The following is a 24,145-nucleotide window of genomic DNA, read 5'->3' as shown; positions in this document are numbered from 1 at the left end:
GTCACCGCTCGGCGAGGACTCCCGCGACGAGGTCCGGGTTGTCGCTGAAGATCCCGTCGACGCCCGCGTCGAGGAAGGCGCGGGCCTCCGCCGCCAGGTCGCCAGGGGCGTTGGGATCGGTGCCGATACGGAAGTTCTTGGCCATGAACTGGTTCTCCCGGCGCAGCGTCCAGACGTGGACGATGAGCCCGGCGGCGTGGGCGTCGGGGACGACCGTCGACGGTGCGCCGGTGTTGCCGGCGGCATCGCGGGGAAGCACCCAGTTCTTGTTGGCGCCGAGACCGTCGGCGTAGGTCGCGATGACCTTCAGGCCGGCCGCGGTCACCATGGAGGCGTACGTCGTCCCGGGCAGGTCGGCGGGTCCGCCGGACGCGTCGACGAGCTGGGCCAGCGGGACGTCGACCATCGTGTCAAGCTCGCGGAGGTTGGTGACCTCGAAGGACTGGATGATCACCGGGTCGTCGGCGTCGGCCCAGTGGCGCTTGCGCAGCGCGGCGACGAGCGGCTCCTCCAGGGACAGGTCGATGGAGTCGAAGTAGGTCGGGTGCTTGGTCTCCGGGTAGACGCCCACGCCCTCGCGGCGGGCGAGCTTGAGCACCTCGTCGAAGGTCGGGATCCGCTCCTGCCCGTCGTACGCCGTGTTGTCGGGGCGCACCTGCGGCAGCCGCTCCTTCGCGCGCAGCGTGCGCAGCTCGCGGTAGGTGAAGTCCTCGGTGAACCAGCCGGTGACCGGGCGGCCGTCGATGACCTTGGTCGTCCTCCGGTCGGCGAACTCGGGGTGGTCGGCGACGTCGGTGGTGCCGCTGATCTCGTTCTCGTGGCGGGCGACGAGGACGCCGTCCTTCGTGGAGACGAGGTCGGGCTCGATGTAGTCGGCGCCCTGCTCGATGGCGAGCTCGTAGGCCGCGAGGGTGTGCTCGGGGCGGTAGCCGGACGCGCCGCGGTGGCCGATGAGGACCGGCTCGACGAGCGAGGGCTCGGTGGCGTCGGCGGGGGCGGCGGTCGCCGGCGCGGCGAGGGAGGTGAGCGTGGTGGCCAGGGCCAGCCCGAGGCCGGCGATGATCCGAGGTGTCATGCCCACGAGCCAAGCGGGCCAGGAAGACCCTCCGGGGTCCGGCAGGTGAAGGCTCCGTGAATGGCCTGCCCCTGGTCAGCTGCGAGGCTCGAGCTGCCAGGTCCCCGCGTGGTGGGTGTAGACGATCCGCACGTGTCGACGGTCCGGAGATCCTTGCCAGAACTCGACCCGCGACGGGACCAGGCGCCACAGCCTCCAGTCCTGGGGGTCGACGCCTGCGCGAGCAGCCTCGCTGCGGGCGGCGAGGTCTGCCGCGGCCTCGTCGGACGACGCCTCGACGACGACTCCGCGTGCGCGCACGGCCCGCATGATCGGCTGCCACCACAGGTTCAGCGCGGCGGACGAGCACGCCGCGAGCTGCTCCCCCTTGCGCGACGAGGCGGTGCCGGCGAACGCCCACCCCCGGGCGTCCACCGACTTGAGGATCAACGTCCGGGCGTCCGGGACGCCGTCGCCGTCGACGGTCGCCAAGGTGGCGGCGACCGGCTCGGGCACCGCGTGGTCGAGCGCCACGTCGAGCCACGCGGCGAACATCTCCGTCGGATCCGCCGGCAGGTCGTCCAGGTCGATCCCGGGAGGGGTTCCGGTCAGGGACGGGATCCGGCGTAGGTCGCGCGCGCTGGGTGATGCCACGGGCCAAGGCTTGCACGAGCGTGGGCTCGCACCGCCGCCAGTGCCGCCTCGGGGTGGTCGGTGATGACCCCGTCGACGCCGGCCGCCAGCAGGGCGCGGACCTCCGCGGCCATGTCGCCGAGGGCGTCGGGCGCATGGCCGTGGCGCAGGTTGCTCGGCAGGAACCGGTTCTCGCCCCGGACGGTCCACACGTGCACGGTGAGGCCGCGGCGGTGCGCGTCGCGGACCAGCGACGAGGGCTCGCCGATCGCTCCCCCGCCGTCGCGCGGGAGCACGAGCGAGGTGTGGGGGCCGATGCCGTCGGCGTAGTCGTCGATCCGGTCGAGGTCGTCGGACGTGGGGCGGTCGCAGGCGTCCAGCAGCTGCACGACGGGCAGCCGCGTCCGGCCGGCCAGCCGCCGCAGGATCTCGGTCTCGAACGACATCAGGGTGACGCGGGCCCAGGGGTGGTCGAGGCCGTGGCGGGCCAGGTCCCTGAGGAGCGGGACGTCGAGCGGGAGCCCGATCGCGTCGTGGTGCGCGGCGTGCTTGAGCTCGAGCAGCACCCCCACCGCCCGGCCCCGGCGCGCCGACTCCGCGCCGACCATGGCCAGCACCTCGGTGAGGGTCGGCACGCCCTCGGCACCGTCGTACGCCGTGTTGCCGGGGCGGGTGCCCGGCATCCGCTCGCGAGCGGCGAGCGTCTTGAGCTCGGCCAGGGTGAGGTCCTGGACGAACCAGCCGCGCTGGGCCACGCCGTCGACGGTCACGGTGCGACGCAGGTGCGCGAGGTCGGCACGCGCCGCCACGTCGGTGGTCGTGCTGAGCTCGAGGTCGTGACGCGCGACCAGGACCCCGTCCCTGGTGGAGACGAGGTCGAGCTCGATGTCGTCGACCCCCATCCGGATCGCGGTCCGGTAGGCGTCCAGCGTGTGCTCAGGACGGTGCCCGCTGGCGCCGCGATGCGCAACCACAGCGGGGGTGAGGACCAACGACGAGGTCTTGCCCACCACCTCGCGGGTCACCGTCATGCGACCACCGTGCACGGCTCGCGGGACCGGCGGGCGACCCGCGGGTGAATGGCGCATGATGACCGCGTGACGCTCCCGAGCTTCCCGGCCCTGACCTCCCTGCCTGCCGTCGAGCACCCGCACCTCGTCGCGGGCCCCGTCGCCCGGGCCCTGGCCGCCTGGCCGGGCGGGAGCGAGGTCGCGGTGGTCGACATCGACCCGGACCTCGCCGACACCGCGGCCATGAGCGAGGCCTACGACATCCCGATGACCGCAAGCGGCAACTGCGTGGTCGTCGCGGGCGCCCGCGCCGGCGACGAGCGGGTCGCCGCGTGCGTGGTCCGCGCCGACACCCGTGCCGACGTGAACACGCTGGTACGCAAGATGCTCGACGTGCGCAAGGCGTCGTTCCTGTCGATGGAGCGGGCGGTCGAGGAGACCGGCATGGAGTACGGCGGCATCACGCCGCTCGGCCTGCCCGCTGGGTGGCGGGTGCTCGTGCACGACGCGCTGCTGGACGAGGCGGTCGTGGTGATCGGCAGCGGCGTACGTCGCTCCAAGCTGCTGGTGCCGGGGCGGGTGCTGGCCGACCTGCCCGGTGCCGAGGTGGTGCCCGGCCTCGGTCGCTGACCGGGCGGAGCCGACCGGGCGGAAAAGGATTCGTCTCGTCGGCCCCTGAAATCTAGGATCGCGGGGTGCGCCACCTCCCCCTCGACGATCCCGGAGTGGCGGACCATCGCACACCCGGCCGCTTCCTCTGGTGGCTGGCGATGGGCCAGCGGCGCACCCTGCTCGGCGGCATGGCGTTCGGCATCGTGTGGATGTCGTGCCAGGCGGTGATGCCCGCCGTGCTCGGCCGCGCCATCGACCGCGGGGTCGCGGCCAAGGACGCCCGCGAGCTCGTGCTCTGGGCGGGCGTGATGCTGGCGATCGGCGTGGTGCAGGCCGTCAGCGGCATCGTGCGGCACCGGTTCGCCGTGACCAACTGGCTCACCGCCGCCTACCGCACGGTCCAGCTCGTCACCCGCCAGGCGGTCCACGTCGGCGGCGCGCTCCCGCGCAAGGTGTCCACTGGGGAGGTCGTCGCGGTCGGCTCCAACGACCTCTCGCACCTGGGCAACGCGATGGACGTCACCGCCCGCTTCTCCGGGGCGGTCGTCGGCTTCCTCCTGGTCTCGGTGATCCTGCTGAGCACCTCGGTGACCCTGGGCCTGGTCGTGCTGATCGGCGTGCCGCTGCTGATGGCGATGATCGGCCCGATGCTCTCGCCCCTGCAGCGCCGCGCGGCCCACCAGCGCCAGATGATGAGCGACCTGTCCAACACCGCCACCGACATCGTCGGCGGGCTGCGCGTCCTGCGCGGCATCGGCGGCGAGCAGGTCTTCCTCGAGCGCTACCGCCGCGAGTCGCAGGCCACCCGCGTCGCCGGCGTCCAGGTCGCCAAGCTGCAGTCGGTGCTCGATGCCCTGCAGGTCTTCCTGCCCGGCGTCTTCGTGGTGCTGGTCGTCTGGCTCGGTGCCCGCTCGGCCGTCGCCGGCCAGATCACCGCCGGCGAGCTGGTCGCCTTCTACGGCTACTCCGCGTTCCTGATGATCCCGCTGCGCACCGCGACCGAGTTCGCCAACAAGCTCATCCGCGCCCGCGTCTCCGCGCGGCGGGTGTGCACCGTGCTGGCGCTGCAGCCGGACGTGACCGACCCGGAGTCGCCCATGCCGTCCCCGCCCGTCGGCTCGCCCTTGTACGACGCCAGGTCGGGGATCACGGTGGCGCCCGGGCGGCTCACCGCGATCGTCTCCGACGACCCGGACGAGTCGGCGCTGCTGGCCGACCGCCTCGGCCTCGCCGCTGCCGAGGTGGACGACGACGTCGCGCTCGGCGGCGTACCGCTCACGGCGCTGCCGCGCGCAGAGGTCCGCCGTCGCATCGTCGTCTCGGACACCTCGGCCCAGCTCTTCTCCGGGCGGCTCGCCGACCGTCTCGACGTGACGGGCAGCGGCGACGTCACCGCAGCCCTGTGGACCGCGAGCGCCGACGACATCCTCGACGGCCTGCCCGAGCGCCTCGACGCGATCGTGACCGAGCGGGGACGCAGCTTCTCCGGCGGTCAGCGGCAGCGGCTCGTGCTGGCCCGGGCGCTCACCACCGACCCGGAGATCCTGGTCCTGGTCGAGCCGACCAGCGCCGTCGACGCCCACACCGAGGCCCGGATCGCCTCCCGGCTGCGTGAGCACCGTGCCGGTCGCACGACGGTGGTCACCACGGTGAGCCCGCTCCTGCTCGACACGGTCGACGAGGTCGCGTTCCTCGTCGACGGTCGGGTGGTCGCGACCGGCACCCATGCCTCCCTGCTGGAGACGGAGCCGCGCTACCGGGCGGTCGTCGTGCGTGACGTGTCGGAGGTGGCGCCATGAGCACGGCACTCCCCGTGGCCGACGGCCCGCAGGTGCGCCGCTATGCCCGGAGCATCGCGCGACGCCACCCGAGGCTGCTGTGGTCGGCGCTCGCACTGCACGTGGCCGCGGCCGCGTCCGCGCTCGCCGCGCCGCGCCTCCTCGGCGGCCTGGTCGAGGCGGTCGAGAACGGCACCACGATCGGCCACGTCGACCGCGTCGCCCTGCTGCTCGCCGGCTTCCTGCTCGCCCAGACGGTCCTGACCCGCTTCGCGCGCTACCTCAGCCAGGTGCTCGGCGAGCAGGTGCTGGCCGAGCTGCGCGAGGACTTCGTCGACCACACGCTCGCCCTGCCCGTCGGCACGGTGGAGTCGGCCGGCTCGGGCGACCTCCTCACCCGCACCAACCGCGACGTCGAGCAGCTCGGCTGGTCGGTGCGGTGGGCGCTGCCGGAGTGGACGATCGCCGTGGTCTCGGCGGTGATGATCTTCGTGGCCGCGCTCAGCGTCGGCTGGTGGGTCGCGCTGCCGTGCCTGCTCGCCGTGCCGCCGCTGGTCGTCGGCCTGCGGTGGTACCTCGCACGCGCCAAGGACGGCTACCTGCGCGAGTCGGCGTCGTACTCCCAGATCAACGCCACGCTGACCGAGACGGTCGAGGGCGCCCGCAGCGTCGAGGCGCTCGGGCTGGGGCCGCAGCGCATCGCGGCCGGTGACGCGGACTGCGCCGACTCCTACGACGCGGAGAAGTACACCCTCAAGCTGCGCACCGTCTTCTTCCCGAGCATGGAGATCAGCTACCTGCTGCCGGTGGTCGGGACGCTGCTCTTCGGCGGCTGGCTCTACACCCGCGGCGAGGTGTCGCTCGGCGAGGTGACCGCGGCGACGCTCTACATCCAGATGCTGATCAACCCGGTCGACACCATCGTCGCGATCCTCGACGAGCTGCAGATGGGCGCCGCCTCCCTGGCGCGGCTGCTCGGCGTGGCGCAGGTGCCGGACGACCGCTCGGTCTCGGGCGCCGTGCCCGCGACCGAGAAGCTCGACGCCGAGGACGTGCGGTTCTCCTACATCGACGGGCGCGACGTGCTGCACGGCGTCGACCTCGACGTGGGCGTCGGCGAGCGCATCGCGATGGTCGGCCCGTCCGGCGCCGGCAAGTCCACGCTCGGCCGGCTGCTCGCGGGCATCCACCCGCCGCGCACCGGGCGGGTGACCGTCGGCGACGTCGGGCTGGTCGAGCTGCCGCTCGCCGACCTGCGCGGCCACGTCGCGCTCGTCACCCAGGAGCACCACGTCTTCGTCGGCACCGTGCGCGAGAACGTCGTCCTCGCGCAGCCGGGCTCCTCCGACGCCGAGATCACCAACGCCCTCGAGGCCGTCGACGCGTGGGAGTGGGTCGCGGCACTGCCCGAGGGCCTCGACACCGTCGTCGGGTCGGGCGGTCGCTCGCTGACCCCCGCCCAGGCGCAGCAGGTCGCACTCGCCCGGCTCGTGCTCGCCGACCCCCACACGCTGGTGCTCGACGAGGCCACCTCGCTCATCGACCCGCGCGCGGCCCGACACCTCGAGCGCTCGCTCGCGGCGGTGCTGGAGGGTCGTACAGTCATCGCTATCGCCCACCGGCTCTTCTCCGCCCACGACGCCGACCGCGTGGCGGTCGTCGAGGACGGGAAGATCTCCGAGCTCGGCTCGCACGACGAGCTCGTCGCTGCGGGAGGGTCGTACGCCGCCCTCTGGGAGTCGTGGCACGGCAAGGCCTGACCCGCCCTTGCACCGTGACAGTTCCACTGTCACGATTGCGGCATGCGTCTCGCCACCCTGCTGATGTACGACGGCAACCCCCGCACCGCGGCCGACCAGGTGGTCGCGCTGGAGAAGGCGGGCCTCGACAGCGTGTGGGTCGCGGAGGCCTACGGCTTCGACTCCCCCACGCTGATGGGCTACCTGGCCGCCAAGACCGAGACCGTGAAGATCGGCTCGGGCATCCTCAACATCTACTCGCGCACGCCCGGCGCCCTCCTGCAGACCGCGGCCGGACTCGACAACGTCAGCGGCGGCCGCGCGATCCTCGGCCTCGGGGTCAGCGGGCCGCAGGTGATCGAGGGCTTCCACGGCGTGCCCTACAGCAAGCCGATGGCCCGCACCCAGGAGGTCGTCGAGATCATCCGCAGCGGTCTCAAGCGTGAGCCGCTGTCCGCCGACGGCGTCTTCCACCTGCCGCTCACCAAGGAGGACGGCGCGGTCACCGGGCTCGGCAAGCCGCTCAAGCTGCTCACCAAGCCGGAGCGCGACACCATCCCGATCTGGATCGCCGCCCTCGGCCCCAAGAACGTCGAGCAGACCGCGGAGATCGCCGACGGCTGGATCCCCCACCTCTTCCACCCCGAGAGGGCGCACCTCGTCTGGGGCGACGCGCTCGCGGCCGGCAACGCCAAGCGGCAGGAGGGGCTCGCGCCGCTTCAGGTGATGGCCGGCGGCATGGTCGCGATCGGCGAGGGCCCGGAGACCAAGGCGCTGCTCGACTTCGCGCGCCCGATCTTCGCGCTCTACGTCGGCGGCATGGGCGCCAAGGGCAAGAACTTCTACAACGACGTCGCCCGCGCCTACGGCTACGAGAAGGAGGCCGAGGAGATCCAGGACCTCTACCTCTCCGGCAAGAAGAAGGAGGCCGAGGCGCTCATCCCCACCGAGTGGCTCGAGGCGGCCAACCTCGTCGGCCCGGAGCCCTACGTCAAGGAGCGGATCGCCGCCTTCCAGGAGGCCGGCGTGACCGACCTCAACATCACGCCCGTCTCTGACGATCCGGCCGCCACCGTGGCACAGGTCAAGGAATGGGTGTCCTGACCACGTGCACTCGCCAGGCCGCTTCGCCAACCTCCGCCGGATCCAGTCGCTTGACCCGGAGGTCGACCACGACGAGATCCTGCGGCTGACCGCGCGCTTCGAGTTCCCGTGGGACTACGTCCAGGGCACGAGCATCGCGTTCATGCGCGACTACGGCGTCCCGTCGATCGCCGCGCTGCTCGACCGCACCCGCGAGTTCGAGGACCACGGCGTCAAGCGCTACGACGACACGATCCTCATCGGTGAGGAGGCGACGCTCGACGGCATCGACTCCCCGCGCTCGCACGCCGCGCTGCGTCGGCTCAACCGGATCCACGGCCACTACGACATCCCCCAGGACGAGCTCGCCTACGTCCTCGCCACCACCATCGTCGGCCCGGTCCGCTGGATCTCCGAGTTCGGCTGGCGTCCGCTCGACCCCCACGAGCTGGTCGCGATCGCGAAGGTGACCACGCGGTTCGGCGAGCTGATGGGCATCAAGGACCTGCCCACGACGTACGACGGCTACCTCGCGCTGCTCCTCGACTACGAGCGGCGGCACTTCGCCCCCACCCCCGAGGCCACGCGGCTCGCCGAGGCGTCGATCCGGATCGCGCGGGAGGTGGCCCCGCCACCGCTGCGGCCGCTGGTGCGCCGGGTGACGATCGCGGTGATGGACGAGCCCCTGCGCGAGGCGCTCGGCCTGCCGCGCCAGCCCCGGTGGTTCGTCCGCGGGGTGCACGCGGGCCTCCGGGTGTGCGGCCGGCTGCTGCGCCTGGCGCCCCCGCGGCGGACGGCGTACGTCCACCGGCCCACGACCTATCCCGGCGGCCACCGCCTCGAGGACCTCGGTCCCCTGTCCATGCTCGACGAGCTCAACCGCGTGGCGGGGACGGCGACGGGGTAGTGGAGAGCATGACCGCGCACCCCTTCGTCGCACGCCTGAACCGCCTCACCGGCTTCGCCCCCGGCCTCGCCCTGGCCGCAGCCGCCGCGCTGACCGGCGTACTGCGCCGCGACAAGCCGCTCCACCCCGCCGGGCACCTCGGGACCGGGCGCCTCACCCTGTCCACCTCCGTCCCCGACCTCGGCGTCCCGGCCCTCGCGGCCGGAGGGACGCGCCCCTGCGTCGTGCGCTGGTCCCGCGCCATGGGGCTGCCCCGCGGCTGGCCCGACATCGAGGGCATGGCGCTCCGGCTGCCCGGCGCCTCGCAGCACGGCGACGACGCCGACCTGCTGCTCGCCAGCACCGGCGAGCACCGGTGGACCCGCTACCTGCTGACGCTGCGCCGGCCCCGTCGTTTCGGCCGGCTGACCACCCTGCTGCCGGTGCGCGCGGGAGGCCGCGCGCTCACGTTCGGGCTGGACCCGGTGACCGGCGGTGCCGACGGCCTGCCCCCCACGTCGTACGTCCTCGAGGTCGCGCGCGGGAAGGGCCCGTGGCAGCGCCTGGGGCAGCTCGACGTCGCGTGGTCCGAGGGCGACACCACTGATCGTTTCGACCCGGTCGCCCGGCCGCTGGACGGGGTCGAGCAGTACGCCTTCGTCGAGGCCCTCCGCGAACCCGCCTACGTCGCGGCGCGCGCCGTCGCTCGTGCCCGCCCCACCACAGAGAAGAGACCCCATGCCTGACCGTCCCAGCATCCTCGAGCAGGAGCACGAGGACTTCCGCGCGATCGCCCGCGCCTTCTTCGACAAGGAGGTCAAGCCCTTCCACGAGCAGTGGGAGCGCGACGGCATCGTGGACCGGGAGGTGTGGCGCAAGGCCGGCGAGCGCGGGCTGCTGTGCTTCGACGTCGACGAGGCCTACGGCGGAGCGGGGATCAAGGACTTCCGCTACAACATGGTGCTCGCCGAGGAGTCGGCCCGCGCGGGCGCCTCAGGCCCGGGGTTCGCCGTGCACAGCGACATCATCGTCCCCTACATCTCCTCGCTCGGCACGCCAGCGCAGAAGCAGCGCTGGCTGCCCGGCTGCGTCTCCGGCGACCTCGTCACCGCCATCGCGATGACCGAGCCGGGCGCCGGCTCGGACCTGCAGGGCATCCGTACGACGGCGGTCGACGCCGGCGACCACTACGTCCTCAACGGCTCGAAGACCTTCATCTCCAACGGCATCCTCGCCGACCTGGTGATCGTGGTCTGCCGGACCAACCCCGAGGCCGGGCACCAGGGCATCTCGCTGCTGGTGGTGGAGCGCGGGATGGAGGGTTTCGAGCGCGGCCGCAACCTCGACAAGATGGGGCTGCACGCCCAGGACACCGCCGAGCTCAGCTTCACCGACGTACGCGTGCCGAAGGACAACCTCCTCGGCGCGGAGGGCTCCGGCTTCATCTCGCTGATGGAGAACCTGCCCCAGGAGCGGATCTCGATCGGCTGCATCGCCGTCGCCGCGGTCGAGCACGTCCTCGACCTGTGCCTGGCGTACGCCAAGGAGCGCGAGGCGTTCGGCAAGCCGATCGGGAAATTCCAGCACAACCGCTTCGTGCTGGCCGAGATGGCGACCGAGGCCCACATCGCCCGGGTCTTCATCAACGACTGCGTGCTCAAGCTCAACGCCGGCGAGGTCGACACCTCGCTCGCCTCGATGGCGAAGTGGTGGACCACCGAGCTGCAGAAGCGCGTCGTCGACGCGGGCGTGCAGCTGCACGGCGGCTACGGCTACATGAACGAGTACCCGATCTCCAAGGCCTACACCGACTCCCGCATCCAGACGATCTACGGCGGCACGACCGAGATCCAGAAGGAGATCATCGGGCGGATGCTCGGTCTCTGAGCCGACTCTGACGTCACGCGTGCTCGGCCCGGTAGCGCACGAGCAACCGGTCGAGCAGCGCCTCGAGCCCGGCCGCCAGGTCGTCGTCCAGCGACCGGAACGCCCACGTGGCGCGGCCGGTCCGGCAGGCCTGCAGCTCGGGCGGGGCGAGCGCGACGTCCTCGGGGTAGCGGTCGGCGATGATCAGGTAGAGCCCGACGTGCTTGCTGGCCCGCTTGGTCGCCGCGAAGTAGTCGTGGCCGCTCGCCCCGGGCAGCACGAGGGAGGGCAGCCCGTAGATCGTGCCGTCGACGAGCTCGGGGCGGTAGCGGTCGAGGACTCGCTGGAGCCGCGCCTCCACCTCGTCCAGGTCCTGCGCGGCCATGTGTCCTCCTCCGTCGCGAGCCTAGCGACGGATCCCGATCCCGATCGCAGCATCCGGACGTCCTTCGTCCGCATCCGTGCCTACGGTGGGGTCATGACCGACTTCACCGAGCAGGACCTCAGCGGCTCGACCTTCCGCCGGGTCCTCCTGACCGACGCGCTCATCCAGGACGTCGACCTGAGCCGGACCCGGATCCGGTCCGCCTACCTCGACGGCGTCCGGATGACTGGGGTCGAGGTGCCCGACCTGGAGATCTACGGCGAGCTCGGCCGCCTGGTGGTCAACGGGGTCGACGTGGTGCCCCTGGTCGAGGCGGAGCTGGACCGTCGTACGCCGGAGCGGGTGCTGATGCGGCCCACCGACCTCGCCGGCTTCCGCAAGGCGTTCGAGGTCGTGGACCGGCTCTGGGCGGGCACGGTGAAGCGGGCGCGAGCGCTGCGGCCGGAGCGCCTGCACGAGCAGGTCGGCGGCGAGTGGTCCTTCATCGAGACGCTGCGCCACCTCGGGTTCGCCCACGCCTGCTGGGTCGGCGGCGTGGTGCTAGCCGACCCCTCCCCCTGGCACCCGCTCGACCTCCCCTGGGACGAGGCGCCGACGGTCGACGGCGTGCCGTGGGACCGCGACGTGCGTCCCTCCCTCGACGAGGTGCTGGCCCTGCGCGCCGAGCGACGCGCCACGGTGGCCGCGGTGCTGGACGACCTCGACGACGCGGGCCTGGAGCGACCCGTCTCGTCCGCGACCGCGTTCCTGGCGGACGCGGAGGGGCTCACCGTCGCCCAGTGCCTGCGCGTCGTGCTCAACGAGGAGTGGGAGCACCGGCTCTACGCCGAGCGGGACCTGGCGCTGCTGCCCTGACGAGGTCGCCCGGCGTCAGGAGGTGGCGTCGTGGGCCGCCTGCACGATGCTCGCGAACGCAGTGTCGTCCAGGACGCGGTCGACCGTGGGCGACGCGATCTCCACGACGGTGAGCGCCACCAACAGGTCGCCGTCGCGGAAGGCCACGTTGCGCAGGTCCCAGACGGGTCCGTCGCCACCGCCGGGCTCGGCGACGGTGTAGCGCAGGCCCGTCGCTGCCTCCCCGACCGCGGGCACCTCCAGCGCCTCGCTCGTGATGTCCTCGCCGTCACCGGAGGTGGCCTGCTGCCCGACGCAGGCCTCCATGGACTCCTCCAGGTCGGCGAAGGTCGTGGTGACAGCCGCGGGGGTGTCGGTGAGGACGTACTCCTGGACGAAGACCAGGTGGTGGGTGGGCCGCATGCCCGGAGAGGGGCTGCCCGTCTCCCTGGGGACCGGCGTGGCGAGGTTGAGCTGGCGGAAGGCGTCCCAGTGCAGCGGGTCGGACTGCGGCGGCTCGTCCGCGGTGGCGCACTGCTCGAAGCGGGGCAGCATCTCGCGGTTGTCGTCGTCGACGACGCCGCCTTCGATGCCGCCCTGGTCGGGGGGAGCCTCCAGCGTGGACCAGCCGTCGCCCAAAGCCTCCGGCGTCAGGAGGAGGGCGGCGACCGTGTGGGCGCTCCGTCCCGGCGCCGTCGTCGTCGGCTGGCTGTCCTCCGTGCCGCAGGACGTCAGTGCGGCAGCCAGGAGGAGTGCGAGGGCGGCTGCGGCCGGACGCCTCATCGGACCGCGTTGTCCCATGCCTCGAGCGTCCCGCTGTCCGGCGGACCCCACCAGAGTCGGACGTCCCGACCGAGGTCCTACAGCTCGACGTCCTCCGGGATCACCCGCAGCACGCTGGTGGTGCCGGCGTCGTGGCCGACGACGACCTTGACGCCGTCCAGCCGGCGGAGGGACGCGCGTACGTCGTCGACCTCGAGGCGCGCGTCCACGGCGATGTCGGCGTCGCGGACCGGCACGGGGTTGTCCGGCCACTCCTCCGACGGCACCTCGAAGGGGTCGAAGTCGGTCTGCGCGGCCGACCACAGCTGCAGGGCCGACTCGGCGACCATGTCGTCGATGGCGGTCTCGTCGTGCGTCATGGACCCGACCGTACGCGCCGAGGTGCTCGGAGTCTCGAAGCGGACCACTTCCGCGGACCGCCGCGCCGGAGCACACTGGCGCGATGACCGACACCCTGGGCAGCCGGTTCGCCCGCGCCATCGCCGCCAAGGACGAACCCGCGCTGCGTGCTCTCCTCTCCGACGACGTCGACTTCAAGGGCCTGACCCCCGGACGCCTCTGGGAGGGCTCGGGCCCGGACGACGTCGTGCAGGTCGTCTTCGGCTCGTGGTTCGAGGAGTCCGACCGGGTGGACCGCGTCGTGCACGTCACCGATGGCGAGGAGGTCGCCGACACGGCGCTGGTCAGCTATCGCTTCGACCTCACCAGTCCCGGTGGCTCGTACGTCGCCGAGCAGCAGGCCTACTACCGTGGCGGGGAGACCATCGACCACTTGCGCATCATGTGCTCGGGCTTCCGGCCCCGCTAGGCCGCGAGCTGGAGCAACGACCATCCGGCTGCCGTCGGGTACTGGGTTGCCGCTGAGGTGGCGGTAGGCCTCGGCCTCGGTCAACTCGTCGCGAGCGATTGTCAGGTCCAGGCATCCACTCAAGCAGGACCCACCCGCGGCGGGATGGGTATGGCGATCGGGGCTGTGAAGGGCGCCCGATTCGCCCAGAATGACGCCCGTCGACATCAATTGAAGGCTGCTGATTCAGGAGCGAACGCGCGATTGGGGCGGACTCGCTCGCGGACCACCGAGCGATCTGAGGTAGAAGGCAGTGGGGGCTGGTGATCGATGCAACTGAATATCGGTGCCCTCGCCTAGGTGCCACTCCTCACGAGATGACTCTCGATCTCCTCAGGTTGGGAGTGCTCGGTTCGGATTTCGGGCCACCAGCGGCTCACCCGAGCCTCGTACGGTCCGTATTGCCCATCCAGCATGTGCGCCCTGGTCACCAGCAAGCCATGGCGTGCCCTCGAGACCATGACCAGCAGAACGCGCTGCTCTTCGGCCAGGGCCTCGCCTTGGCTGTTCCTCTTAGTCGGCAGGTGCCCTTCCTCCAGCCCCACGACGAAGACCCAGTCGAACTGCTGACCTTTGCCTGTGTGCGCATTCAAGAGGTGAACGCCGGGTCCGATCACCTGCTTTGGATCCGTTACGCGGATTGACTGCACCGCGCTCCGGGCAGTGGCAGCGCCGCTGTTCTCGAGGGCACTGAAAGCATCAAAAACTAGCTCATGCGCGTCAATGTCCGCTGGGTCTAGCGAGTCGAGCACAGCTTCTTTGGCGGCTGCCACGCTGGCTCCCCGCGGGAGCGTTGCGACGGCCGCCTGGATGAGCGCGATGATTCCGGGATCGTCGATCGCGAGATCCCATCGGCGCACAGGAAACCCCGTCTCTCCGATGAGTGCCTCGTCGATGTCTTCCCTGCGCCACGCGGCTCGGGCGATGACTCCGACAGACGCGTCGGGGTTATGTCTCAGGATCGCTCCGGCGATTCGCTTGAGCCACTGAGCCTCCGCCACTCGGTCCTGGAAGACGATGGCAGCAGAGCAACCGCCTTCAGCCCAGGCCTCTGGTTGCGCTGAGCGCAGGCTCGACCCTGGGTCGACCTGTTCACTAATCGAGTTGACGGCCTCTAGGACCTTGGGTGACGACCGATAGGACTCGCGCAGTCTGAGGGCATTGCCGCATGTCTTCCGGATCTCTGCCTCGACCTCACGAGGCGAGGCGCCTGCCCAGGAGTAGATGCCCTGGAGTGGGTCGCCCGCAAAGGTGCGCCGGCTTTGGCAGCTGAGCAAGGCAAGATCCAGCTGCTGCATCGAGAGGTCCTGGAACTCGTCGACCAACACGGCACCAAAGTGCGAACGATAGAGCCGTGCCACGGCAGGTACGCGCAGAAGGCGCTGGCCATGACGCAGGACATCTTCGTAGAACAGTTGATTCGCCTCCTGTCGCGACCGCTCAACCCGCGCGGCCAGCTCAACGTGCGGTCCCATACTTAGGCGTTGAAGCTGTTCAAGAACTTCATCGTCCGAAAGAGGACTCCGTTTGATCTCGCTCAAGATGCGTTCTGCCTCGTAGAGCGCAGGACCGCTGCCGCCCGCAGCCTCCATGGCCTTTCGCATCGTGTTGGTTTTGGGCAACTCCAGGCTCGTCATGTCCAGACCGACAGTTCTGCCGTGGGCGAGTACGACCTGCGTCGCGAAACCGTGGAGATTGCGGACAACGATCTGGCGGCGCGACCGCGCGTGACCCACCACCGCCCGGAGCCGCTCTTCGAGGTTCGAGCGCGCCCGCTTGGTGAAGGTCAGTGCCAGCACTCGTTGGTTCTTTTCCAGCAGTTCGATCTGATGGGCGGCACGGTGTGCGAGGACCTCCGTCTTGCCGCATCCTGGCGGAGCGATCAACAGCAAGTGGTCCTCTGCGGAGGTCGCGGCGAATCGCTGCTCGTCACTCAGAGCGAAGCCGGTCACGGTTTGCTCAGATCGTCCAACGCCGAAAGCAGGCGCGCCACACTGCCGATCTGCTCTGCGGTGCCCGGTGTCAATGCTTCAGATATGGCGGTCGCCGCGTCGACCTTGCCCCTGTCCCTGCAGAACTTTGCAACGGCGCTGGGGCTGATCTCGCTGATTTCGCTGACCCCAACCGCTTGGAGGATCCCCTGTTCGCGGCAGAAGCCTCCGTCAATGAGGGCACTCGCGGCCGCAGGACCGCCGAGCGCCTTCGTGTACTCATCCTCCAGGTCACCGTCAGAGATGAAGACCTTCTTGTCGACGACGGTCGTGGGCTTACCGCCGAACGCATTGACCCACGATGAGCTCTCGTTCTTATCCACTAGCCCGAGCAGAGTCGGTCCGAAGCCGTCTGGACCGAGAAGGGGGAACACGTTTCGGAACTTGTCAGCGCCGTCCAACTCGACGACGACAGCCCCGATCCGGTCAAGGTCGTGGCCGAGCTTCTCGGCTACAGCCTCGACGATCACGCGGTCGGCGGCCCCTTCGACTAGAACCACGAATCTAGCGGTGAGCGCCTCCAAGAGCCGTGGCGACCACCAGTGGGCACGCACCTTCTCCACCTTGGACAGCTTCGTCTGTCCGACCTGGCGGCATACGCCGTGTCGATCGACGGCTATGACCTCCGCCGGCTCGAACCGATGCAGAAGGTACGGCGAGTGAGTGGCGATGATCTTCTGGTTGCCATCGCCGCTCAACAGATCTGCCGCGGTGCGCTGGCTGGTCGGATGCAGGTGGATCTCTGGCTCGTCGATTGCGAGTACGTTCGCCGCTCCTTCGGCGAGGTCGAAGAGCGTCATGGACATAAGCTGGCGGACGCCGTCTGACTGCTCCGCCAACGAGACCTGGTCGTTTCCGCGATTGAGGAAAATGGTTACGTCTTGAAGCACATCGCTTGTCGGGTCAGTCACGCTCCTGACTGCAAAGTCATCCTTGGCGACAGTACGGGGCATCGCGCGGCTTAGATGACTGGCCACGCGCTTAAGCAGTTCACCCACCGACTCGTTGCCAGCGAGTTCGTCATTGAACTGCTGAAGAAGTGTCTTAAGGCCCTCCTCGTTCTTACCAAGATCGGCGGCCGCGAGGAGCGTCCTGACAGGGCTGTGAGCACCCTCCATCATGGATGTTCCGCGCGTGGCTTTCAGGTAGCGCCAGCCGAAGGCTTCCAGTTGGTCGCGGGTTGGGGCTCGTTCGTGGCCACTCTCGGGGAACCATCTACGGACGGTCACCATCTCGTCGTCCTCGGGGTCTTGCTCAACAACGAGTTGAACCCATAAGTACTCCGTGGTCCCATCCGGGGCGATGCTGATTTCCGACGGGAAAGGCCGACGGTTGGGCTCCTCGAAGTCCGACCACAAGGCATCGACTACGAGGGGTTTAGCAGGATCGCGAAGGTCGGCCGGCTTCAAGGACTGATAGAGACCTGAAGTGCTCATCCCCAGGAGCAGATTCAGCATGCGTAGCATCGAGGACTTGCCTACGTCATTCGCCCCGACGATGACGGCGTGCCGCCGTACCTCGAGGTTGAGGTCCTGGATCCGGCTGTGATTAACGATCTTCACCTTCGATAGGCGCACTGCATCTCACTCCCCCTGAGCGCCAAGCAGACCGGCGCACGCTTTGACTTTTTGGCTCGAATCATCACATTTCGTGGTGGCGGAGGTAGTCGGAAACTGGAACCTGCGAGGCTCTGATGGCCGCTCAGCGGCTTGATACGAGTAGCTAACCGGTGTGGCAGCGGCGCTTGGGCAGTTTGATGGGAAGTCTCGGTGTGTGACGTGGTGGTGGACTGGTAGCTCTCCGAACAATGTCGGTGATCACCTCTAAGGTGCGGCTGTGGAATTCACACCCAGCAGACCGCCAGCACCGGTGCCGCACATTGATGGCTTTAGGTCATTGGGCGAGATCCTCGAGGAGGGCTTCTCGCGCACCGCTCAGCGTCATGAGGTAGTCCGCAGCGGTGAGCGGCAGCCGATCCCCCGACACTTGCGGCTGGCCATCTGGTACCGCGACCACGGCCGCTGCGCGATGTGTCCAGACCGGGATCACCATCTCGAGGAGGACGTGCATCTGGATCATGTGATGCCGTGGTCTGCCGGTGGACGCGATACAAGCGACAACCTGCGGCTGCTCTGCGCACCGCACAACGAAGACCGCAGCAACTTCATTGACCATGTCGGCCCTCAAAGAGCCGTCACCTGGTGGTGTCACCGCTGCTACTCCGTAGACGGTCCCAGTTGGGAGTACTACACGTCCGGGCTGGTGATCTGCCCTCAACATCGGGGCAGGAGCAAGCCGGGTGGTGAGCCCTTGTGCCGGATTGAAAAGGCGTACTGGCGCATGCGAGTAGGGGGTCAAGAACTTGATTGGTGGCACGTGCGCGAACCGATGGTGCTACTGAACGAGAGCGCATTCTGTGTGCACTGCAACCTGCCGGGCTTGACGAGTGTCGTCTTGTGAGTCGGCGCATAAGCGACGTCACCCGTTGATCGGGGGCTGCGTGTGAACACCTCCACCGCTGTGGGGGCGACAGGTGGGCAGGTGGGCAGGTCGAGAATTTCACTCATGCGCGATTTTGACGACCATGGGAGGCATTGCCGCAGGGTGCTGCCCGGTGACGAAGAAGACCGGCAGCCATGACGTCGGTCCAGGCTCAGAAGCGCCCAGATCATCGACGCCCACCTGTCTGGCCACAAGAGCTGGGAGGAGGCTTCGTGAAGGTCCGGAGGTTCCTAGCGGCTGCCTCGTGGGACGGGGCCTCTGGCCGTCGGGTGCCCAGCATTCCGTCACTGCGACAACTGTGGGGTGAGATCGGCGACCTGCATTGGCCGCCTAGTGGTCCGCCTCAGCCGCAGCCCGACGTCGACTGAGTCGTTGGGGTCGTGATGAGCGGACGCGAACCTCGCCAGCCACGCAAGCCGCGGAAGCCCAGAAAGCGGCACCGTTCGACTGGTGCGGGTCATACTCTCGCGCCCGGTTGCCCGGGGCAAGATGCCGCCTGCGAAGCGTGAGGCGATTGCTGCGCTCGGACCGTTGCTCGAGGTCGAACCGTGAGGGCGTGGCGTTGACGGCATGCCCCTGCTCGGCCAAGACCAGGTCGACGTGTTCTCGACCAGCACGGTGTTCCATACCGACCTACTGTGCCCCACCGTGAGGCGAGTTGGCACGAAGACTCGACGAGCGTAAAGGTGATCCGTGAGGCGACGGCCGGCGGCCGTCGGCGGTGCAGGGGCTGCGCGGACAACGGGGTCTGATCTCAACAACGCCACGATGGGCGACCCGCGTGCGTTCGAGGCATCCACCCGGTCTGCTGCACGCATAGGTGTCACCTATTTGGTCTACCCCACCCCGCCGCCTGTCGGATGCATCCGGATCTGGCAGAACCCGTAACTCCCGCAGTGGGACGACGGCGTCGGTCGACCGATCTGAGTACGCGGCGCCTGACCGGCGTGTGAAGTGCTCCCGAAGTTCGTGCGTGCAGTGCACTATGACCCATGTGGACACCGTGATCATCTCCTGCGATGAGTCTGGATCGGAGGGCGAAAACGTAGCCGAAGCCAGGCATCGGGTGTTCTGCCATGGCAGCGTTGATCTGACGTTGGACGAGGCGACCAATCTGATGGCAGAGATTCGCGGCAGACTTCAATCGAAGTCGGTGGAGATCAAGTCTTCAGCGATCGTGAAGAATGAGCCACTGCTCAGAGAGCTCTTCGGGTCAGACGGACGCCTGAAAGGCAGGGCGATGATGGTCCTATTCGATAAGCAGTACTTCGTCGTCTCCAAGGTCATTGACCTACTGGTAGAGGAGCTCGCATACGAGAACGGGGTTCATCTCCACCTAAATCTCCGGGCCAGAGACTTGGCACGGAACCTGTTTATCGACGGACCACGCGCCTACGACGCTGACGCGTGGGCTGGGCTCATGGAAGCCTTTGTCAGCCTGACGAGGTTGAACCAGCGCAAGGGCGCCAAGGCGACTGTCGAGGAATTCTTTATTCTGGTAGACGCACTGCGCCTATCGTCCAGGCGGAAACGCGTTGCCGAAGTCATGCAGATGGTTCACAACGCGCGTCTGCACGCCAGCGACTTCCAGTCGCAATTGCAGACCCCTGACCCCTCCGCGCCCCCAACCATGGATCCGCTCTTCGCGGCTGTTACTGCCACTGCGTTCGAGTGGGCCGATCGTGGCTCCCGCCGGCTGCATCTGCTCCACGACGAGCAAGCGGCGCTGACGCCGCTGCGGCTAGAAACCATGAAGCACTACATCGTCAACCCGCTCCCAGAGTTCGCGACGCGCCGATCGAGGATCACTCATCTTGACATCGAACTGAAGGACTCTCGGACCGACCCTCGGATTCAGGTCGCCGATCTCGTTGCCGGAGTCGGTCGAGCCTACGCCGAACCCTTGCTCAACGAGACGAAGTCCATCGGCTGTGTCGACATGCCGCAGTTTGTTGGCCGTCTTTCGGTCTGGGCCCACGAGCCGAGCTGGAAGGTGCTCACTGGCCAACCACTCGCCCGGTAGGACGGTTCGGCAGCGGGGTCGTCTAGGCCCGCCCGACAAGCGTCTGCCCAGTCGATGGATGCCAGATGCCGAATGCCGGCCCGGGAGTCGTTGTAGGCCGACGCCGCGTCGTCGGGAGCGCTCAAGGCACTTCGACAGCGACGGCGAACCGTCGATACTGTGGTCAGCCATTCGCAGCAATGGTTCACTACCGTCCGCGGGCAAAGAAGCCACGGTGAAGGGGGAGTGCCATGGCGCACCAGGCTGACGAAGCAGGGCTGATAGCTGCGTATGACGCTTCGGTGCAGTCGCTGCTAAACACCGCTGACGTTTTCAGGAAGTTGTTCCCGAACAGCGACAACACGCAATCCGGTCACGCAGGCGAAGAAGGTCGCTGGACTGAATCGTTGATTGCCGAGTTTCTGCGGCGCAACCTGCCGTCCAGCCTCGAGGTCGCCACCGGCTTCATTTTGGACACGGCCAGCGGAATGCGGTCCTACCAAATCGACATTCTCATTCACGATCCCACCGTCGCCGCGCCGATCCTCCGCTACGGAGACGCCGTTGTGGTCATGCCCGAAGCCGTCCTCGGTGCGATCTCGGTCAAGCACACGCTGCGACAAAAGAAGCTCGCGCACGAACTGAGAGAACTTTCTGCGATCGGTCGCTTATGTGGCAGGGCGGATACGCCTGGCCCATACCTCGCCCTAGTCGGATATCAGATGGATCCCAAGAAGAGTTACAAGAAGTTCGTCAAGTCAATCAACGAGACTTACGTGAAGGTGTTCACAGAACTAAGCGAGAGGCCCGAAAGGATCGCTGCCTGTGAGATCGTGGAGTCCGTTATCGCGCTCGATGGGTACCTTCTCCATGCCGCCGCGCTAGCCAAAGAAGGATCGGGCGTGAACGGCGACAAACGGAAGAAGGTCCCGGTGACGTGGGGAGGGCCTGGAGACCGGTGGCGATACGCACTCGCCGTCGAACTGATTGCCGGGTTGTCGAAGAGATACCACCGGCGTGAACCTCGGGTGAAGGGACGAGGCTGGCCCAGCCTTGCGGGCCGCGCGCTGTCCAAGTTCGACGCAATCCCGATCGCGTGTGAGTCGCGCCCACCCCTATCTGCCGCGACGAAGGGCCACACTGCGCCAGTGTGACTCCGCTCCGACCTCGGTGAGTGATGACGACGCGGCGGCACGACCACTGTGTAGTCGGCTGAGTGGAGCGAGCTGTGCGGGCCGACCGTAATGGGCGTCATTGCGCCGCGATCGCGCAGGACTGTCGGTGCCCGTCCCTAGGGTCGGATTCAAGGCTGCCCCAGAGGGAGGATCTGAGATGCAACCCGATCATGTGCTGGTGAGACTGCGCTGCAACGTGCGGCGGCAGGAACTGGAATTCTGCGTTCGCGTAAACCGCGGAGTCCCTGAGGCGCTTCGATGCACGCCCGCGGCTGGGGGTGGATCAGGGGGCGGGACTTCTCCCGTGTGTGTCAACTGCTCGGCCCTTCTTGTGGGGGATCGTCTGTCCCGCCGCGTTAATGAGGTGACCCAACGCGGGTGGTCTGATCACCTGCGCGCCGGGGCCGTCGTGCTCACCTGCTGACTCGCTGCGAACCGGGACTGCAAGACAAGCGAGCGTGAGCGCTGGTTGGGAACCCCAAGACACTAGGACGAACAGATGCCAGATCCCTGGGTGCCTGAGCGAGGGCGCTTGTTCCTGCGCGAGTTGACCGCTCAGCTCGCGATGAGCGCGTCACCCAACTGCAACGACGTTGCGGACGCGATCGACATGGATGAGCACGAGTCGGGCGAGGTGATGCACTGGCTGGCTCGCGAGTCGCTGGTCCGCGAGATCGGCCCCGTCGTGAGGGAGCCTGTCCCTCCCTTCAGTTGCGACCCGTACACGATGGGTCCGCTTGAGCTGACATCTCGCGGGGCCAACTTCCGGGACACCGCAGAGCTTTCCCCAGCCTGAACGGGGAAACACCGCCCGCTGCATTCCGCCGCTAGAGAACTGCGTCCGCATCCGTAGCTACCGGGGCTCGCTCGATCTTGTCCGAGGGTATCGAGCCAAGGATCCACGCCTCCAGGGCTTCTTCGTCGGCGGTGCTCAGGGTCATGCGGGCATTGGCACAAAGGTTCTTGACGTATGCCAGGTAGCTGCCCGCCAACTCCCTGGCTGATGGATCGGAATCCAACTTCTGACCCGAAAAGATGAGCCCCTGCGCCACGAAGCTCACCGCCCCACGAGCAACAGAGACTCCGCTCACATCGGTGCGGTCGCGCACTCTCTTTGGGGTCTCGTTCCGCTCATATGGTGCAGCGGCGAGATCGTCGGCCAAGGCCGAGAATAGAGACGCGTAGCGCTCAGACGTCATCGCTGGTGCACCCGTGATCATGCACACCTGCTGCACGAACGTTCCCAGCTCAGGACGCTCAGGGCCGGGAAGGTCGGCGCGCGAGTGACGCCTCGGATCGTAAACGTAGCCAGGGCTTGGGTTTCCCTCGTAGGCCAGGTCTTCCAAGTACAGTGCGAGGAACGCTCTAAATGAGCCTGCCCCCCACCAGTCCGTCTGCTTCAGGTTCGGACGAACCTTCAACGCAGCGTGTGCTGCTGCCGCAGAGACCAGGGGACTGTCCGCGGTTGCCACTGCAGCACGCACAGCAGCACGGACTTCTGCCATGTCCTCCTCAGTCCGAGATGGCTTCGGTTCCGTGGCCACCTGCCGAGCCGCGGATGAAGGCGGCATCATGATCGACGGCACAGGCTCCTCGTCGACGACTGCCTCGACGTCATCGAACTGGCCCAAGGCGACGTCTGCCAAGACCTCTGGCGATACAAAAGAGTCACAGACCGCCCTGTACGCAGCCGCACTCAGCCCTGCCGTCAGGAGGGTAGTTCGCCGGTCCTGTCCACGAAGGCGATGAAGAATCGGGGTGAAGTCGGCGTCGGTAGACGCGATTACGAACTCGTCATATCGAAACCCGCTTTGAAGCGCATCGACGATATCGAGCACCATGTAGATGTCTGCACTGTTCTTGCCTTGCCCGGTCAACGGGGGGCAGTCGATGGACCTGAAGCCATTGCGGGTGTACACAGCCCGGTACGACCCGAAGGTCACAGGATTGAGGTATACGTTCTTGACTAGGAAGCGGCGCCTCGTCTTCCCTCCTGCGTCCAGTCCGGCTTCGAGCCACTGCAACCACAGCGAGGGTCTGCTGGCGAAAGCCTCCGCAGCATTCTCGTCCAGCTTGCGCAGGCCCAGGTACATGTTGTCGAAATCTACGAAGAGCGCGGATCTCGAGGCAGATTCATCGCGATGTAGATGCTCAGACATTGCTAGTCCCCCGGCCGTATGGTGATGTCCCCATCCCCCGGACGACGACCTGTGCGAAGAGCATCGGGCCGTGCCACCACCTCGTCAAGTGCACGTGTCGGCTCAGACTGCAGTTCAGGTAGCCGCCGATGCCGGTCCCCAACGAGGCCACCGGTTCGCCTGGGGAGCTTCGGTGCCGAGACGTCGCTAAGTCAGGGTCCGGAGAAGGGGCCGCAGCCGACATCGAACCGGTGCCCAAGATCCGAGGTGCCCCATTCCGCCGCATGTCCGCGCACAACTTTCGCCGGGTTGGGCGACCCTCCTCCGGCCCTAGCTCGGTCGTCCCAGGGCGCCGGCAGCCACTAACCAACCGAGGGGTCCCGCCACCCGTATGCCGGGTAGGCCAAACGACTTTGAACAAGAGCGGATCGTAGTGGTGTATGTCCGCCTACGATCCACCCGTGACAACGACGCTGGCTGGGCCAAGGTCATCACTGACCCGGGCGCTAATCAACCTTCCGAAGCGACTCTTCGTCGCGTCGTGGGGTTTGTTCAGCGATGCGGTCGCTCGACTCTGGCGGTTCACGTTTCGGCGTTGGTGGAACTTCCTGATGACTGTTCCAGCCTTCGCAGCGCTGATCGGAGCCTTCGGCGCAATAACCCTCGCGGACGTCGGCGTGTGGATTTCAGTCTTTGCGCTGCTTGGCGTCAGGGCTGGGATCGTAGCCATGATTCAAACAGTGGCGAAGTCGTCTAGGCGGTAGGCGCGCGCCGTCGGTTCATCGCGCTGTCCACGTGTGCGGCACTCCGCCGCGAGCGGGGTTGCC

23 protein-coding genes are annotated in these 24,145 nt (G+C 68.1%); 14 read left to right on the top strand and 9 right to left on the bottom strand.

Features of this window, described 5'->3' with window-relative positions:
- Window position 1: 1 nt before the first annotated feature.
- The 3 genes from ACS3YM_RS02810 to ACS3YM_RS02800 form a co-directional block, all read right to left on the bottom strand.
- A complete protein-coding gene (locus ACS3YM_RS02810; protein ID WP_439938558.1) occupies window positions 2–1,075 on the bottom strand; it encodes a glycerophosphodiester phosphodiesterase in 1,074 nt (357 codons plus the stop codon).
- Between the two features lie 75 nt (window positions 1,076–1,150).
- The gene (locus ACS3YM_RS02805; RefSeq protein WP_439938557.1) at window positions 1,151–1,708 is read right to left on the bottom strand and encodes a pyridoxine/pyridoxamine 5'-phosphate oxidase; all 558 of its coding nucleotides are present in this window, start codon (window positions 1,706–1,708) and stop codon (window positions 1,151–1,153) included.
- On the bottom strand, window positions 1,663–2,718 hold the full coding sequence (locus ACS3YM_RS02800) for a glycerophosphodiester phosphodiesterase family protein (protein ID WP_439938556.1): 1,056 nt from the start codon (window positions 2,716–2,718) through the stop codon (window positions 1,663–1,665). The genes ACS3YM_RS02805 and ACS3YM_RS02800 overlap by 46 nt, the downstream gene beginning before the upstream one ends.
- 66 nt (window positions 2,719–2,784) lie before the next feature.
- On the opposite strand from ACS3YM_RS02800, the gene ACS3YM_RS02795 reads away from it, so the two are divergent.
- The 7 genes from ACS3YM_RS02795 (at window position 2,785) to ACS3YM_RS02765 (ending at window position 10,682) form a co-directional block, all read left to right on the top strand.
- A complete protein-coding gene (locus tag ACS3YM_RS02795; protein ID WP_439938555.1) occupies window positions 2,785–3,327 on the top strand; it encodes a YbaK/EbsC family protein in 543 nt (180 codons plus the stop codon).
- A 65-nt stretch (window positions 3,328–3,392) separates the two neighbouring features.
- Window positions 3,393–5,108, top strand: a complete 1,716-nt coding sequence (locus tag ACS3YM_RS02790) for an ABC transporter ATP-binding protein (protein WP_439938554.1) — start codon at window positions 3,393–3,395, stop codon at window positions 5,106–5,108.
- Complete coding sequence (locus tag ACS3YM_RS02785) at window positions 5,105–6,847, top strand: ABC transporter ATP-binding protein (RefSeq protein WP_439938553.1); 1,743 nt, start codon at window positions 5,105–5,107, stop codon at window positions 6,845–6,847. Before ACS3YM_RS02790 ends, ACS3YM_RS02785 begins: the two co-directional genes overlap by 4 nt.
- Window positions 6,848–6,889: 42 nt before the next feature.
- Window positions 6,890–7,930: an LLM class F420-dependent oxidoreductase gene (locus tag ACS3YM_RS02780; RefSeq protein WP_439938552.1), complete on the top strand. Its 1,041-nt coding sequence runs from the start codon at window positions 6,890–6,892 to the stop codon at window positions 7,928–7,930.
- 4 nt (window positions 7,931–7,934) lie between these two features.
- Window positions 7,935–8,816 (top strand): oxygenase MpaB family protein, encoded by an 882-nt coding sequence (locus ACS3YM_RS02775; RefSeq protein ID WP_439938550.1) that lies wholly within the window; start codon window positions 7,935–7,937, stop codon window positions 8,814–8,816.
- Between the two features lie 8 nt (window positions 8,817–8,824).
- A complete protein-coding gene (locus tag ACS3YM_RS02770; RefSeq protein WP_439938549.1) occupies window positions 8,825–9,541 on the top strand; it encodes a hypothetical protein in 717 nt (238 codons plus the stop codon).
- A complete protein-coding gene (locus ACS3YM_RS02765; protein ID WP_439938548.1) occupies window positions 9,534–10,682 on the top strand; it encodes an acyl-CoA dehydrogenase family protein in 1,149 nt (382 codons plus the stop codon). The genes ACS3YM_RS02770 and ACS3YM_RS02765 overlap by 8 nt, the downstream gene beginning before the upstream one ends.
- 13 nt (window positions 10,683–10,695) lie before the next feature.
- On the opposite strand, the gene ACS3YM_RS02760 is transcribed toward ACS3YM_RS02765, so the two are convergent.
- The gene (locus ACS3YM_RS02760) at window positions 10,696–11,046 is read right to left on the bottom strand and encodes a hypothetical protein (RefSeq protein WP_439938546.1); all 351 of its coding nucleotides are present in this window, start codon (window positions 11,044–11,046) and stop codon (window positions 10,696–10,698) included.
- Window positions 11,047–11,139: 93 nt separating this feature from the next.
- Between ACS3YM_RS02760 and ACS3YM_RS02755 the strand changes: the two genes are divergently transcribed.
- A complete protein-coding gene (locus ACS3YM_RS02755) occupies window positions 11,140–11,901 on the top strand; it encodes a DinB family protein (RefSeq protein ID WP_439938545.1) in 762 nt (253 codons plus the stop codon).
- Between the two features lie 15 nt (window positions 11,902–11,916).
- Here the strand turns inward: ACS3YM_RS02755 and ACS3YM_RS02750 are convergent, their stop codons facing one another.
- Both ACS3YM_RS02750 and ACS3YM_RS02745 read right to left on the bottom strand, forming a co-directional pair.
- Window positions 11,917–12,681, bottom strand: a complete 765-nt coding sequence (locus tag ACS3YM_RS02750) for a hypothetical protein (RefSeq protein WP_439938544.1) — start codon at window positions 12,679–12,681, stop codon at window positions 11,917–11,919.
- Window positions 12,682–12,740: 59 nt separating this feature from the next.
- Window positions 12,741–13,022, bottom strand: coding sequence for a hypothetical protein (locus tag ACS3YM_RS02745; RefSeq protein WP_439938543.1), 282 nt, complete (start codon window positions 13,020–13,022; stop codon window positions 12,741–12,743).
- Between the two features lie 83 nt (window positions 13,023–13,105).
- Between ACS3YM_RS02745 and ACS3YM_RS02740 the strand changes: the two genes are divergently transcribed.
- Complete coding sequence (locus tag ACS3YM_RS02740; RefSeq protein ID WP_439938541.1) at window positions 13,106–13,471, top strand: hypothetical protein; 366 nt, start codon at window positions 13,106–13,108, stop codon at window positions 13,469–13,471.
- Between the two features lie 335 nt (window positions 13,472–13,806).
- On the opposite strand, the gene ACS3YM_RS02735 is transcribed toward ACS3YM_RS02740, so the two are convergent.
- Window positions 13,807–15,462 carry a UvrD-helicase domain-containing protein gene (locus ACS3YM_RS02735; protein ID WP_439938540.1) on the bottom strand — a complete coding sequence of 552 codons (1,656 nt, stop codon included), beginning with the start codon at window positions 15,460–15,462 and terminating at the stop codon, window positions 13,807–13,809.
- Entirely contained in the window at window positions 15,459–17,063 is a 1,605-nt protein-coding gene (locus ACS3YM_RS02730; RefSeq protein ID WP_439938538.1) for an ATP-dependent nuclease, read from the bottom strand. Before ACS3YM_RS02730 ends, ACS3YM_RS02735 begins: the two co-directional genes overlap by 4 nt.
- A gap of 274 nt (window positions 17,064–17,337) precedes the next feature.
- Here ACS3YM_RS02730 and ACS3YM_RS02725 point away from each other — a divergent pair, with 274 nt between their 5' ends.
- The 4 genes from ACS3YM_RS02725 (at window position 17,338) to ACS3YM_RS02710 (ending at window position 21,976) form a co-directional block, all read left to right on the top strand.
- On the top strand, window positions 17,338–17,961 hold the full coding sequence (locus ACS3YM_RS02725; RefSeq protein ID WP_439938537.1) for an HNH endonuclease: 624 nt from the start codon (window positions 17,338–17,340) through the stop codon (window positions 17,959–17,961).
- 1,036 nt (window positions 17,962–18,997) lie between these two features.
- On the top strand, window positions 18,998–20,026 hold the full coding sequence (locus tag ACS3YM_RS02720) for a DUF3800 domain-containing protein (protein WP_439938536.1): 1,029 nt from the start codon (window positions 18,998–19,000) through the stop codon (window positions 20,024–20,026).
- Between the two features lie 230 nt (window positions 20,027–20,256).
- Entirely contained in the window at window positions 20,257–21,159 is a 903-nt protein-coding gene (locus ACS3YM_RS02715; RefSeq protein WP_439938535.1) for a DUF6602 domain-containing protein, read from the top strand.
- Window positions 21,160–21,712: 553 nt separating this feature from the next.
- Window positions 21,713–21,976, top strand: coding sequence for a hypothetical protein (locus ACS3YM_RS02710; RefSeq protein ID WP_439938534.1), 264 nt, complete (start codon window positions 21,713–21,715; stop codon window positions 21,974–21,976).
- 31 nt (window positions 21,977–22,007) lie between these two features.
- Here ACS3YM_RS02710 and ACS3YM_RS02705 read toward each other — a convergent pair whose 3' ends face one another.
- The gene (locus ACS3YM_RS02705; protein ID WP_439938533.1) at window positions 22,008–23,339 is read right to left on the bottom strand and encodes an NYN domain-containing protein; all 1,332 of its coding nucleotides are present in this window, start codon (window positions 23,337–23,339) and stop codon (window positions 22,008–22,010) included.
- A 440-nt stretch (window positions 23,340–23,779) separates the two neighbouring features.
- Between ACS3YM_RS02705 and ACS3YM_RS02700 the strand changes: the two genes are divergently transcribed.
- Window positions 23,780–24,082, top strand: coding sequence for a hypothetical protein (locus ACS3YM_RS02700; protein WP_439938532.1), 303 nt, complete (start codon window positions 23,780–23,782; stop codon window positions 24,080–24,082).
- The last annotated feature ends 63 nt before the right edge of the window (window positions 24,083–24,145 follow it).

This window comes from Nocardioides sp. N13(2025), assembly GCF_051912545.1.
Lineage (GTDB): Bacteria > Actinomycetota > Actinomycetes > Propionibacteriales > Nocardioidaceae > Nocardioides.
This window is presented reverse-complemented; position numbering and strand designations above follow the sequence as displayed.

What these genes read in the sequence shown, in the direction of transcription:
- ACS3YM_RS02755 (WP_439938545.1), top strand. Translation starts at nt 11,140, where the DNA reads ATGACCGACTTCACCGAGCAGGACCTCAGCGGCTCGACCTTCCGCCGG.
- ACS3YM_RS02810 (WP_439938558.1), bottom strand. Translation starts at nt 1,075, where the DNA reads ATGACACCTCGGATCATCGCCGGCCTCGGGCTGGCCCTGGCCACCACG.
- ACS3YM_RS02770 (WP_439938549.1), top strand. Translation starts at nt 8,825, where the DNA reads ATGACCGCGCACCCCTTCGTCGCACGCCTGAACCGCCTCACCGGCTTC.
- ACS3YM_RS02765 (WP_439938548.1), top strand. Translation starts at nt 9,534, where the DNA reads ATGCCTGACCGTCCCAGCATCCTCGAGCAGGAGCACGAGGACTTCCGC.
- ACS3YM_RS02740 (WP_439938541.1), top strand. Translation starts at nt 13,106, where the DNA reads ATGACCGACACCCTGGGCAGCCGGTTCGCCCGCGCCATCGCCGCCAAG.
- ACS3YM_RS02715 (WP_439938535.1), top strand. Translation starts at nt 20,257, where the DNA reads ATGGCGCACCAGGCTGACGAAGCAGGGCTGATAGCTGCGTATGACGCT.
- ACS3YM_RS02745 (WP_439938543.1), bottom strand. Translation starts at nt 13,022, where the DNA reads ATGACGCACGACGAGACCGCCATCGACGACATGGTCGCCGAGTCGGCC.
- ACS3YM_RS02800 (WP_439938556.1), bottom strand. Translation starts at nt 2,718, where the DNA reads ATGACGGTGACCCGCGAGGTGGTGGGCAAGACCTCGTCGTTGGTCCTC.
- ACS3YM_RS02785 (WP_439938553.1), top strand. Translation starts at nt 5,105, where the DNA reads ATGAGCACGGCACTCCCCGTGGCCGACGGCCCGCAGGTGCGCCGCTAT.
- ACS3YM_RS02780 (WP_439938552.1), top strand. Translation starts at nt 6,890, where the DNA reads ATGCGTCTCGCCACCCTGCTGATGTACGACGGCAACCCCCGCACCGCG.
- ACS3YM_RS02705 (WP_439938533.1), bottom strand. Translation starts at nt 23,339, where the DNA reads ATGTCTGAGCATCTACATCGCGATGAATCTGCCTCGAGATCCGCGCTC.
- ACS3YM_RS02760 (WP_439938546.1), bottom strand. Translation starts at nt 11,046, where the DNA reads ATGGCCGCGCAGGACCTGGACGAGGTGGAGGCGCGGCTCCAGCGAGTC.
- ACS3YM_RS02750 (WP_439938544.1), bottom strand. Translation starts at nt 12,681, where the DNA reads ATGGGACAACGCGGTCCGATGAGGCGTCCGGCCGCAGCCGCCCTCGCA.